14 protein-coding genes and 2 tRNA genes are annotated in these 12,361 nt (G+C 39.4%); 13 read left to right on the top strand and 3 right to left on the bottom strand.

Annotated elements, in window-relative coordinates; genetic code table 11:
* Positions 1–229: 229 nt before the first annotated feature.
* The gene (locus HDE70_RS19700; protein WP_041883359.1) at positions 230–706 is read right to left on the bottom strand and encodes an Lrp/AsnC ligand binding domain-containing protein; all 477 of its coding nucleotides are present in this window, start codon (positions 704–706) and stop codon (positions 230–232) included.
* 154 nt (positions 707–860) lie between these two features.
* On the opposite strand from HDE70_RS19700, the gene HDE70_RS19695 reads away from it, so the two are divergent.
* The 12 genes from HDE70_RS19695 (at position 861) to HDE70_RS19640 (ending at position 9,236) form a co-directional block, all read left to right on the top strand.
* Positions 861–971, top strand: a tRNA-Asp gene (locus tag HDE70_RS19695).
* Between the two features lie 23 nt (positions 972–994).
* Positions 995–1,140 (top strand) — tRNA-Asp (locus HDE70_RS19690).
* A gap of 175 nt (positions 1,141–1,315) precedes the next feature.
* Positions 1,316–2,302 carry a phosphatidylinositol-specific phospholipase C gene (locus HDE70_RS19685; RefSeq protein WP_183891633.1) on the top strand — a complete coding sequence of 329 codons (987 nt, stop codon included), beginning with the start codon at positions 1,316–1,318 and terminating at the stop codon, positions 2,300–2,302.
* Positions 2,303–2,361: 59 nt separating this feature from the next.
* Positions 2,362–2,826: a cytochrome B gene (locus HDE70_RS19680; RefSeq protein ID WP_317617423.1), complete on the top strand. Its 465-nt coding sequence runs from the start codon at positions 2,362–2,364 to the stop codon at positions 2,824–2,826.
* A gap of 215 nt (positions 2,827–3,041) precedes the next feature.
* Positions 3,042–4,454 (top strand): anthranilate synthase component I family protein, encoded by a 1,413-nt coding sequence (locus tag HDE70_RS19675; RefSeq protein ID WP_183868435.1) that lies wholly within the window; start codon positions 3,042–3,044, stop codon positions 4,452–4,454.
* Positions 4,455–4,463: 9 nt separating this feature from the next.
* On the top strand, positions 4,464–5,036 hold the full coding sequence (locus HDE70_RS19670) for an anthranilate synthase component II (RefSeq protein WP_183868434.1): 573 nt from the start codon (positions 4,464–4,466) through the stop codon (positions 5,034–5,036).
* 9 nt (positions 5,037–5,045) lie between these two features.
* Positions 5,046–5,837, top strand: coding sequence for an indole-3-glycerol phosphate synthase TrpC (trpC, locus tag HDE70_RS19665; RefSeq protein WP_183868433.1), 792 nt, complete (start codon positions 5,046–5,048; stop codon positions 5,835–5,837).
* A gap of 22 nt (positions 5,838–5,859) precedes the next feature.
* Positions 5,860–7,053: a GTPase HflX gene (hflX, locus tag HDE70_RS19660; protein WP_183868432.1), complete on the top strand. Its 1,194-nt coding sequence runs from the start codon at positions 5,860–5,862 to the stop codon at positions 7,051–7,053.
* Positions 7,054–7,072: 19 nt separating this feature from the next.
* Entirely contained in the window at positions 7,073–7,462 is a 390-nt protein-coding gene (gene rbfA / locus HDE70_RS19655; RefSeq protein ID WP_183868431.1) for a 30S ribosome-binding factor RbfA, read from the top strand.
* 6 nt (positions 7,463–7,468) lie between these two features.
* Positions 7,469–8,176, top strand: a complete 708-nt coding sequence (locus HDE70_RS19650; RefSeq protein WP_183891632.1) for a peptidoglycan DD-metalloendopeptidase family protein — start codon at positions 7,469–7,471, stop codon at positions 8,174–8,176.
* A 16-nt stretch (positions 8,177–8,192) separates the two neighbouring features.
* The gene (locus HDE70_RS19645; RefSeq protein WP_183891631.1) at positions 8,193–8,843 is read left to right on the top strand and encodes an energy transducer TonB; all 651 of its coding nucleotides are present in this window, start codon (positions 8,193–8,195) and stop codon (positions 8,841–8,843) included.
* Entirely contained in the window at positions 8,844–9,236 is a 393-nt protein-coding gene (locus tag HDE70_RS19640) for a hypothetical protein (RefSeq protein WP_183891630.1), read from the top strand. It begins immediately after the preceding gene.
* Between the two features lie 12 nt (positions 9,237–9,248).
* On the opposite strand, the gene HDE70_RS19635 is transcribed toward HDE70_RS19640, so the two are convergent.
* On the bottom strand, positions 9,249–10,112 hold the full coding sequence (locus tag HDE70_RS19635; RefSeq protein WP_183868427.1) for a diacylglycerol/lipid kinase family protein: 864 nt from the start codon (positions 10,110–10,112) through the stop codon (positions 9,249–9,251).
* A gap of 67 nt (positions 10,113–10,179) precedes the next feature.
* Here HDE70_RS19635 and HDE70_RS19630 point away from each other — a divergent pair, with 67 nt between their 5' ends.
* On the top strand, positions 10,180–11,157 hold the full coding sequence (locus HDE70_RS19630; protein WP_183891629.1) for an App1 family protein: 978 nt from the start codon (positions 10,180–10,182) through the stop codon (positions 11,155–11,157).
* On the opposite strand, the gene HDE70_RS19625 is transcribed toward HDE70_RS19630, so the two are convergent.
* Positions 11,154–12,353: a DUF1501 domain-containing protein gene (locus tag HDE70_RS19625; RefSeq protein ID WP_183891628.1), complete on the bottom strand. Its 1,200-nt coding sequence runs from the start codon at positions 12,351–12,353 to the stop codon at positions 11,154–11,156. The genes HDE70_RS19630 and HDE70_RS19625 overlap by 4 nt on opposite strands.
* Positions 12,354–12,361: the final 8 nt, after the last annotated feature.

The raw sequence follows: 12,361 nt of genomic DNA, 5'->3' as shown, positions 1-12,361 counted from the left end.
TGGTACTGCGGTAACACGTGGGAGAGTAGGTCGGTGCCAAATCTTAAAGAAAGCCTGTAGGAAACTACAGGCTTTTCTTGTTATAGGACATTTTTTATTAAACAGGATAAGCCCTGTCCTGATATAACCAGGTATCCCCCATTATAAGCCCTGTAAAGCATTATCTATAACTGATCATCATAACGTATTACCTTATGCGTATTATTTGATCTGAGCGCAGGTAAATATTCTATCCTAACTCTATTTGCCTTCTGATACTTTCTTCCAGAGAGATCAATGTCTCCGTTCGCTGTATACCTGCCACTGCCTGGATCTCCTCATTTAATACGTGCCGTAAATGATTGGTATCTCTGCATATGATTTTAGCGAACATACTATAAGCACCAGTCGTATAATGTAACTCCACAACTTCTTTAATTCTGCTCAGCTGTTCCACTGCGTCTTTATATTGAATCCCTTTTTCCAGGTATATACCAAGAAAAGCACAGATGTCATATCCCGCTTTTTGCGGATCTATAATTAAATGTGATCCTTTTATAATCCCCATCTCCTGTAATTTTTTCATCCGGACGTGAATTGTTCCTCCCGAAACGATCAAATCTTTCGCTATTTCTGTGTAGGGTTTGGTTGCATCCTGCATCAGTTGCTTTAAAATGTCAATATCGAGGTTATCAATTTCTAAATTTTGGCTTTCTTTTTTGAGCATGATTTCAATTAATTATAATGATGATCTAATATAATTACAATAGTCGTAATAATGAAATTAAATCGTTAAAATATTTGCAACGTATGTAGTCTATCATTACATTTGTATCAAGCAAGTAAGAAAAAAACGTTCATTTTAATAATTGCTTATACTCTGTAGGGTGGTGGAACTGGCAGACGCACCTCCTTGTCTCGGTGGTGGAGAATATGGAAAACCTGTAAAGGCTAACTACTCCTTGAAGGTTCGACTCCTTCCCCTACAGCCAAAGAATGATTGTTCTTTATTTAATGTTGGGTGGTGAAATTGGCAGACACACCTTCTTGTCTCGGTGGTGGGGATCATGGGATAAACACAGTTTATGGGTTGACCACAAATTAATTTTTTGAACTGCGGCTAACTTCCCCTTGAAGGTTCGACTCCTTCCCCAACAGCCAGTTTTTTTATTTTAATAAGTTAGTTAATTAGGGTGATCCGGAGGCGGATTACCCTTTTTAGTTTTAAACTTAATCCGTTGTGCGTAGTAAATTAACAATTCAAGGGTAGCTTCGTGGTATAGAATAACGATAAAAAAAATCGTATTTTCACAACAATCTAACCGAAAAACAATTTATGAACAACAACGGAAAACTACAGCTTTTCTTAATGGCAATTGGTGTATTCACCATGACCTCTTGTAAGAAACAAGGAATTCAGGATAATGCTCCTGCAACGAGAAACGAAAGCGCAATGACAAAGCAAAATGCTTTGCCAAATTACTCGCTTAATAACTGGATGAGTTTCCTGCCAGACACTACAAACATTGCGCAGATATCAATTCCTGGAACACATGACTCAGGTGCACGGGTTGAACCTATATCTGGTACCGCAAAATGTCAGACGCTGAGTATAGCAGAACAGTTAAATGCTGGTGTGCGGTATCTGGATGTCAGATGCAGACATATTAACAATAGCTTTGCTATTCATCACGGTGCTATCTACCAGAATTTGAACTATAGCGACGTTTTAAAGGAATGTATTGACTTCCTGAATGCAAATCCCTCAGAAACCATTATCATGAGCGTAAAGGAAGAACACACGGCTGCTGATAATACACGAAGCTTTGAACAGACTTTTGATAGCTACGTGCAGGAAAATGCTACTAAATGGGATCTGGGTACCGGGATTTCGAAACTTTCTGCTATCCGTGGTAAAATTAAACTGCTGAGAAGATTTGGTTCAGGAAATGCAAAAGGGATAGATGCTACGCAGTGGGGAGATAATACCACTTTTGATATTAATAACCCGGCAGCGAATCTGAGCGTACAGGACGAATATAAAGTTTCCAATGTAGATACCAAATGGACCAGGGTAAAAACACAATTGGATGCTGCACATGCTGATCATTCTAACAGACTGTATTTAAACTATAGCAGCGGATACAAATCACTTATTTTTGGTATTCCTGATATCAATGCAGTACACAATTCAGTTAACCCAAAAATTGCAGCCTACTTTGTTGGCAACATCAGTGGCAGGTATGGCGTAATCCCAATGGATTTTGTTACGGCCGATTTAGCAAGAGGGATTGTAAAGACAAATTTCAGTCAGACCTTATAATGATTCTAAATACCAATAAAAGGCTGCTGATCTTATAAGCAAGCATTAATTTCTTATTTTTGAAGAAAAAACTTGTTATGGGTATTTATGAAATCTTGAAGAGTGCGCACTCTGGATGGCGTTATTTAGTAATCATCTTATTGCTGGTTGCTTTTATTAATGCATTAATGGGATATGTGGGTAAGAAACCATATACTGAAGGGAACCGTAAGTTAAATGTGTTCGCTTTGATCAGTGCGCATATTCAATTGGTTTTAGGTTTAGTGATCTATTTTATGCATGATTGGTACAAAGGTGATAGTTCCGTTGCGATACAACGTTACTGGAAAATGGAACATTTATCCATGATGTTACTTGCAATTGTCTTAATCACAATAGGTAATGCGCGTTCTAAAAGAGGTGCTACTGCATTAGCTAAACATAAAACTATATTTATTTATTTTGGTTTGGCGCTTTTATTAATCACAATCGCAATTTTTACAATGGTTAGACTAGATCCAACCAGACATCTATTCGGAATGTGATAATTATTTTACGATTTAATTTTGGTTTGTAAGATTTATTTCTATTTTTGCTACTCAATGATTAACAATAAACATACTACTTGGCAATGGCGCGGTAATTCTGAAAAGAGTTTCGTCGTAGTCTCGTGTACCTTATAGTTTATCAACCTAAACCAAACCACACATACTAACCCGACGTACAACACGTCGGGTTTTTTTTGTTTTAATAATTTCAGATGGAGAAGATCAAAATCAATACCGTTTTTAAAAAGAGATTAGCAGATACTATTACTCCTGTAAGTATCTATCTGCGATTGAGGGATGTTTTTCCAAACTCCCTGTTGCTGGAAAGTTCTGATTACCATAGCCGGGAGAACTCCGTAAGTTACGTTTGTGCAGATCCTGTCGCAGGAATTATGCTGGAAAACGGAAAGCTGTCTTCTTATTTTCCCAATGGAGAAAAAGAAGTAAAGGATGAATTTGTCCTGACCGGGGAAATCGAAGCTTTTAAAGCAAGATTTGACCCGCAAACTGTGGAAGAACAGCGCCGTATCTCTACGGGAATGTTTGGTTATTTTACCTGGAACACGGTGCAGTATTTTGAGGATATCAAATTTACAGCTCAATCTCCAAAAGGAGAAGAGATCCCAATGATGCAATATCATGTTTACCGCTATATTATTGCTATTGATCACTTTAAGAATGAGATTACCCTGTTTAAGAATAACTTCAATGAGGAAGACGATGAAGATTTAGAGCGAATTGAATACCTGATTCAAAATAAAAACTTCCCTGAATATAGTTTTGACACTGTAGGTGAGGAGCAATCTAACCTGACGAATGAAGGCTTCATGGATATCGTGGAGAAAATGAAGAAACATATCCTGCGTGGTGATGTTTTTCAGATCGTTCCATCCAGAGCCTACAATCAGAAGTTTTCTGGTGATGAGTTTAATGTTTACCGCTGTTTGCGCTCTATTAACCCTTCTCCTTACTTGTTCTATTTTGATTACGGAAGCTTTAAGCTTTTTGGCTCATCGCCGGAAGCCCAGATTACGATTAAAAACGGAGCTGCTAATATCTTTCCAATCGCCGGAACCTTTAAACGCACAGGTAATGATGAAGAAGATGCTGAATTAGCGAGAAAGCTGGAACAAGATCCTAAGGAAAGTGCAGAGCATGTGATGCTGGTAGATTTAGCCAGGAATGATCTGAGCAGACATTGCAGGGGAGTTGAAGTTAAATCGTTTAAAGAAGTTCAGTATTATTCTCACTTGATCCACCTGGTTTCAAAAGTAAGTGGAAATATTCAGCCTGATGTTTCCGCTTTTAAAGTGGTCGCGGATACTTATCCGGCAGGTACTTTAAGTGGCGCACCAAAATACAAAGCGATGCAGCTGATCGATGAATATGAAGGATTGGCGCGTAATTTTTATGCGGGTGCAATTGGGTATATGGACTTCGGCAGTTCATTTAATCATGCCATTATGATCCGTACGTTTATGAGTAAGAATAACCAGTTGCATTATAGAGCTGGTGCTGGTATTGTAGCAGATTCTATCGCCATTAATGAGCTGAATGAAGTAAACAATAAGATTGCTGCCTTGCGTAAAGCAGTGGAGATGGCCAAAGGGATTAATAAAATTTAAATTAAAGACATGCAAAAGAAAATATTAGTCATAGATAATTATGACTCCTTTACCTATAATTTAGTGCATTTAATTAATGAATTGGGTAGAGAAGCAGAAGTGTGGAGAAATGATAAATTTGCCCTGGCTGATGTCGCTCAATTTGATAAGATTTTATTGTCACCTGGCCCTGGTATACCTTCAGAAGCTGGTTTACTTTTAGAAGTGATCAAAACCTATGCTGCTGAAAAAAGTATTCTGGGGATCTGCCTTGGGCAACAGGCTATAGCCGAAGCATTTGGCGGTCAGTTGTTAAATTTAGGCAGGCCTATGCACGGAATAGCTACACCTATAAACGTAATTGATAAGGAAGAATTCTTATTTAATGACTGTCCTGAAGTGATTAACGTCGGCCGTTATCATTCATGGGTAGTTAGCCGGGAAGGTTTTCCTGCTGAACTGACTATTACTGCTACAGATACAGGTGAGGAAATCATGGCACTCAGACATCAGACTTATGATGTGCGCGGCGTACAGTTCCATCCGGAAAGCGTGCTGACGGAATATGGAAAAGAAATGATGAAAAATTGGTTAGATAATTAAAATAGGCAAATGAATATTTTAGATAAAATTGTACTCAGAAAAAAAGAAGAAGTGGAACAGGCTAAAAAGCTGGTTTCTATCAAAGAGCTTGAACAGGGTGTTTATTTTAACAGAACGCCTTATTCTTTAAAAGAATTCATGCTGAGTCCTGAACGTACAGGTATCATCGCAGAATTTAAGCGGCGTTCTCCTTCAAAAGGAATTATCAATGACCACTCTACAGTTGTAGAAGTGACTAATGGATATGCAGCAGCAGGAGCTTCGGCTATTTCTGTATTAACCGATATAGATTTCTTTGGTGGTCACCCGAATGATTTACTGGAAGCAAGGGCAGCTAACGATGTTCCGCTATTGCGGAAAGATTTCATGATCGATGAATACCAGATTGTAGAAGCAAAAGGTCTAGGCGCCGATATTATTCTGCTGATTGCGGCAATTCTTACCCCTGTACAAATCGATACTTTTAGCAGGTTGTCTAAAAGCTTAGGCCTGAATGTCCTGCTTGAAGTGCATAACCTGGAAGAATTACAACGCAGTATCAATCCCTATATTGATGCAATTGGTGTGAATAACCGTAATCTGGCAGACTTTTCTGTCAATATTCAGACGTCATTTGATCTGGCAGATGAAATCCCAAAAGAATTTCTGAAAGTATCTGAGAGCGCGATCAGTGATCCACAGACAATTAAGCAGCTGAAAACAGCTGGATTTAACGGTTTTCTAATTGGTGAAAACTTTATGAAGACTTCTGACCCGGGAGCTGCAATGCATCAGTTCGTAGGGGAGTTGATCTCGGTATAACTTTTGTATCTTTGTACTTTACATGGGAAAAGAGAAAACTTATGATACCGCGGTTAAGCAGGAACGGGCAGTCCTGGTAGGTGTGATCAGACCGGGAGAAAAACCGGAAGAAACAAAAGAATATTTAGACGAACTGACATTTTTGGTAGATACAGCAGGTGGTGTAGTGGATAACATCTTCACACAAAAAATGCTGAAGCCCGATAGAGGTACCTTTGTTGGAACGGGAAAATTAGAAGAAATAAGAGCCTACGTGAAGTCGGAGGAAATTGATATGGTCGTTTTTGACGATGAACTATCTCCTTCGCAACTGCGGAATATAGAGCGTGAACTGGAAGTAAAAGTCCTGGACAGGAGTAATCTTATCCTTGATATTTTTGCCGGAAGAGCACAAACTTCACAGGCTAAAACTCAGGTTGAATTAGCGCAGCTGCAATATTTATTACCACGTTTAACGCGCTTATGGACTCACCTGGAGCGCCAAAAGGGTGGTATTGGTATGCGTGGACCGGGTGAAACTCAGATTGAGAGTGACAGAAGGATGATCCTGGAGAAAATCTCCCTGTTAAAAGGAAGATTGAGACTGATCGATAAACAGAATGAAACACAGCGGAAAAACCGTACTGAATTAATCAGGGTCGCTTTAGTAGGCTATACCAACGTAGGTAAGTCTACAATCATGAACATGATTTCAAAATCAGAGGTGTTTGCAGAGAACAAGTTGTTTGCAACTTTAGATACTACGGTAAGAAAAGTTGTGATTGATAATCTGCCATTCTTATTGTCTGACACGGTTGGTTTTATCCGTAAACTGCCGCATCACCTGGTAGAATGTTTCAAATCAACATTGGATGAAGTCAGAGAAGCTGATATATTAATCCATGTGGTAGATGTGTCTCATACGAGTTTCGAAGACCAGATCAGGGTAGTAAATGAAACGCTGAAAGATCTGGGCGCAAGGGATAAAGAGACGATCGTGGTTTTCAATAAAATTGATGCTTACGTGAATCCTGAAGCCGATGAAATGAACGAAGATGAGAAGGTGACTTTAACACTGGAAGACTTTAAAAAGAGCTGGATGGCACAACATAATACGCCGTCGTTATTTATCTCAGCGCTGCATAAGGAAAACCTGGAAGAATTTAAACAACTTTTATATGATAAGGTTGTTGCCCTTCATACGGTTAGGTATCCTTATGACAAATTATTATACTAAATAAAAGATTACAAAAATCATGGAAAGTAAACGTCAACAGAAATTTGCTGGTGTACTGCAAGAGGAATTAGCGACATTATTTCAAAGAGAAGGGGCAGAGTACTTACCCAATACATTAGTTACGATTACAAAAGTCCGCGTGTCTCCGGATTTAGCGGTAGCCAAGGTTTACCTGAGCTTTTTAAGCACAAATAATACAGGACTATCAATTGCAACCGTAAATTCTCATGCCGGAGAAATCAGGTATAAACTGGGTGCGCGTATTCGGCATCAGGTGAGGGTTGTACCAAGTTTGACTTTCTTTCTGGATGATACCAACACCTATGTAGAACATATGGATAAGATCTTCGATAAGATTTCAAAAGAACGTAAAGAACAAGGCGGAGAAGAAGAAACAACAGAAGACTAAATTCTGATGGAATCTCTGGAAAAGCTTAAGGGGTGGTTATCAAACCCTGAAAATCAGATCAGCAGTGTGGTAGATTTCGATCCTTCTGCTGATCGGTTATACCCTTTTGATTTTACAGCAGCTAACCTGGAACTTACTGACGAAATCCTTGCAGATACGTCAGTTTTTTCTTCATGGGTAACAAACAAGCTGGAAGATACCCATTCACGTTATGGTATCGGAGGATACAATGAACACCGGACAATTTATTCAAGAAGTATTCATTTCGATACGCTGGAAGAACCACGGAGATTACATCTTGGAGTAGATATCTGGGGGCCTGCGGGAACTCCGGTATATAATTTCTCTGATGCACAGGTGCACAGTTTCAAAAACAATGATCATTTCGGTGATTATGGGGCAACGATTATCCTGAAATATCAATTGGATGACCTGACTTTATATGCGCTTTACGGACATTTAAGCCTGAAATCATTGGATGGGCTTCAGGCAGGTCAGTTTATTGCCGGCGGAAGTTTATTTGCTTCTTTTGGGGTTCCTGCGGAAAATGGAAACTGGCCTCCTCACCTTCATTTTCAACTGATGTTTGATATGCAGGGGAAAGAAGGCGATTATCCTGGCGTTTGTCAGTTCTCGAACAAAGCTGTTTATCTGAAGAATTGCCCGGACCCGGGGCTGATTCTTAAACACACCTTTAATATTCCTGCCGAATAATTTCGTAAATTAGGGAATGAAGAAGATTCTTGCTGTATTCCTGTTTTTTATCGGTTTGTCTGTACAGGCGCAACCTGTACTTAAAGGCGGTCTGGATGCTTTTATTCAAACAAATATCATTTATCCCGGATTTTCCTTACAACATTGTCTGGAGGGAAAGATTATGGTCAGTTTTAAAGTTAACCTGGCAGGGGAAGTTTATACCTCGAAGGTGAGCAGTGGAATGGGCATTGATCTTGATCAGGAGGCTTTACGTTTAATCAGGTTGAGTAGCGGAAAATGGCAGGTACCTGAAGGTTACGATACAGCTTATGTGATTATTGCTCCTGTCAGCTTTAGCATTTCTGGTGGAGATTGTGCAACGACGGGCATTACTGAAAAAAATAAAGCTATTGCAGCTTATCAGGCGAATGAAGGATTGACTGAGGTCATTACTAACTTCTACCGGAATAAGGCTTCAGGAACGTTTAAAGAGGCTGAGGAAGGCAGAATAGTCGCTTTGAAGCAGGAATTAGGTTATGATGATGCTTACCTGAAAAAAAAGATAGAAGAGGGGCAAAAGAAATTAAAACAAAAAGACAAGCAAGGAGCCTGCGAGGACTTTCTGTTTGTCAAATATATGGGGTCGGCTCTGGCTGATGAACTACTGGAAAAATATTGTAAGTAAATGCGTCTTTTATTCAAATTATTCGCGTTGCTGGATCTGATCAGCATCGTTTCTCTAAGCCCTCAGATCTGGGCTGTTTTAGTTAAATATCAGGAAATCCCACACGAATCATTTGCTGTAGGAAGGGTTGTTTTTACCCTGCTGATCTTCTGCTCCCTGTTTGTTTCTGCTGCTGGCCTGTTTCAGTTCCGGAAATATGGAATTATAACATATTACCTGCAATTTCCTTTCCGGCTGGCATTATGGGTGTTTTCTATTGGGTTTATTACTTTTTTACCGGAACTGCTTCATCAGGGAGAACAATGGTTTGGTATCCTGTTCAGGATCTGTATCATTGCTGAGTTTTTCAGGGGATATTACAGCTTACAGGTACACCGTAAATATTTCAGATAAGCTCCTCACGGTTTACATCGGTTTAAAAACGACTGTTATAGCCGCAGGCAATAGTTCTGCTGTTACAGTATTGACTTTACCTATATATTCTCCGTCTACCTGAAAATGTGCCTTATGCTTAGCTTTAATACGCAGCCCTTTCGTTTGAAAGGATTCAATCTTTTCCGGATTAAAAGGTAAATCGGTGAACCGTATCTTAATGATTTCCATTAAAGAGTATTTTTTGACCAGGATAACCTCAAAAACATCATCATCCAGTTTGCCGTCCGGATTGATTTTAACACCAGTTCCATACATAGTTGCATTCGCAATAACCACCATTGCAGCTTCAGACCGGATAGTTTCTTTCCCGATTTGAAATTCTACTTCCATTTTATGATGGCTCCACAATGCTTTCCACAAAGCTTTGGTATATCCCCACATTCCTCTTTGTGGCAGGTCATCAAACTTTTTAACGATATAAGCATTAAAGCCAATGTCAGATAAATGGATGCATAGTTCTCCATTTACAACAACAGCATGAATTTCTTTAGTTTCGCCATTGATGGCTAAATCAAGCGCTTCATTGATGTCTAATGGTACGCCCAACTCTTTAGCCATGCCATTTGCTGAACCGGCAGGTATAATTCCAATTGGCGTTTTCGTTCCTTTTAATAACTCACAAACCAGTTTCAAAGTCCCATCTCCACCCACTGCAACCACCCGTGTTGCTTTTGCCTGGTCAATAGCTGCTTTAACCTGATCAGGACTGCAATTGGTAGTGAGTTCATAGATTTCAAATTGATGTTCCAGTGTCTTAAAAAAATCTGTGATCACCGTTTTGAAGTCTGTATCATCACTTCCCGAGCCTGGGTTGACAATAAATAATAATTTCATAGGTAAATTAATGTATAGTAATGTTCAATAGCACAAACAACTATGCGTCTGCTCTGTTTGATTTATAATGAATAATTCTGTCACAGTAAAAGTATATCATGGCTATGGTCACACACACAACCTTGTGGTGTACGGACATGTCTTTAAATTTAAGGCGAAGAATACCCAGAACTACAGCAATAATTTCTTTGTAAATATCCTTTATCTGATCAGGATGTTTATTTTAAAGCCCTATCCGTGGGTTAAAGTCAGGCTTAGTTTTTACACCCAGACGGTTACTCAAACTACAGAATACGACGGTTTTTTTAAGTTTGAGTGGAGTGCTGAAGAAAATGTGAGTGCAGGCTGGCACCAGGTAAAAGTAGAAGCACTAGGCGATAACGGGGAAGCGCTGGCGGGGAGTACCGGGGATGTTTATGTTCCTCATGTTACTCAATATGCATTCATATCTGATATAGACGATACGATTATGATTTCGCATTCTGCCACTATAGGCAGAAGGTTAAGAGAACTTTTTATTAAAAATCCACATACCAGGAAAACTTTCCCGGGCGTGAGTTCTCAATATAATTTACTGGCACTATCACATACCGATGCTGAACATCCAAATCCTTTTTTCTATGTTTCCAGTAGTGAATGGAACCTATATGATTATCTGGTCAGTACTTTCAGATTCAATAATTTGCCGGAAGGAACTTTTTTGCTCAACCAGATTAAGCGGTGGAAAGATTTGTTGAAAACCGGAAAAACAGGCCATGAAGGTAAGCTAATACGGGTCTTGCGGATTATAGACGCTTTTCCGAATCAGAAGTTTATACTTTTTGGTGATAATTCGCAGCAAGATCCGGACATTTATTCATCAATTGCTATAAAGTATCCAAAGAATATAGAGGCTATCTATATCAGGAACATCAGGAAAGAGAAAGAAGCTGCGACGCTTGAATTACTCAGTAAAGTAACAGCACAAAACATCCATACTTGTCTTTTTACAGAGAGTAAAGAGGCGATGTTACATGCAGCTCAAATCGGTCTGATTAAGGTTTAAATAAATCCCAGCGTATTAAATCGCTTGTTGAGTACTTGTGAGTTGTTGACGTCCAGCCATTTATCCAGTATAGTACCATAAACTTCTCTGAAGTCTATCTGGTATTTTAAATCTCCATTGTCCAGGTTTGCCAGATCAGGGGCCGCATTATAGATTCCCTGTTTTTTTAGCCGGCCGCCAAATAAGAACATATTATTTGCTGTACCATGATCAGTCCCGTTGCTTGCATTTTGAGCAACCCGTCTGCCAAATTCAGAAAAAGTGATTACCAGCGTATCATCCAGTTTATTGTTCTGATGCAGATCTTTCACAAAAGCATTCATCCCCTCTGCATATTGCTGTAGTAATCGTCCTTGCTGATTAAGTTGGTTCACATGGGTATCAAAGCCGCTTAAGGACACATAATAAACCCTGGTTTTTAAGCCCGAACAAATGAATTTAGAAACAGTTTTTAACTGATTGGCAAAGCCTGAATTCGGATAAGTATAATTGGGTTTATAAATCTTAGAAGTATTCTGGATATAATTAGCAGAAGAAGAGGTCTCAATCATCGTTTTATAGAGATAACCTAAGTTTTCTTCGTCCAGATGATCCTTGTCGCTCTGAATCATTTCTCTGAAAAATGGTTCATTTGTATTGCGGAACAATGCAGCCGGGTCTTTAAGTGCGATTCCTTTTTTGCTTAACCCTTTCATCGCTAAAGAAAGGCTGTCATCGACTTCGATAGCCGTATAGGGAAATTTACAAGTTTGACAATTGGAGTCCAGATAACGACCTATCCAGCCTGTAGAAAGGTATTGGTTCGCATCGCTTGCGGTCTGCCAGATATCCATAGAACGGAAATGTGACCGGTCAGGATTGGGATAACCGACATCATTGATAATGGACATCCAGCCCTGATCATAAAGCTCTTTTAAACAGGTCAGATTGGGATTCAGGCCCTGCATATCATTCAATTTGATAACGTCATCCGGCTTAATTGCTATCCCATTTCTCATTTGATAATAAATATCATTTCCAAAAGGTACTACAGTATTTAAGCCGTCATTGCCTCCGGACAGCTGTACGACTACCAGGTTTTTGTATAAGCTTAGTTCATCTAATGCCAGGGCCTCAAATGGTTTCATGAAAGCCGGAACAACCATTGTACCCGCTGCTGCAAAGGCTGCCTTTCTTAAAAAATCTCTTCTTTCCATGTGATTCG

This window comes from Pedobacter cryoconitis, assembly GCF_014200595.1.
Taxonomy (GTDB): domain Bacteria; phylum Bacteroidota; class Bacteroidia; order Sphingobacteriales; family Sphingobacteriaceae; genus Pedobacter; species Pedobacter cryoconitis_C.
The sequence above is the reverse complement of the archived record's forward strand: the minus strand, read 5'-3'. Positions and strand labels throughout refer to the sequence as shown.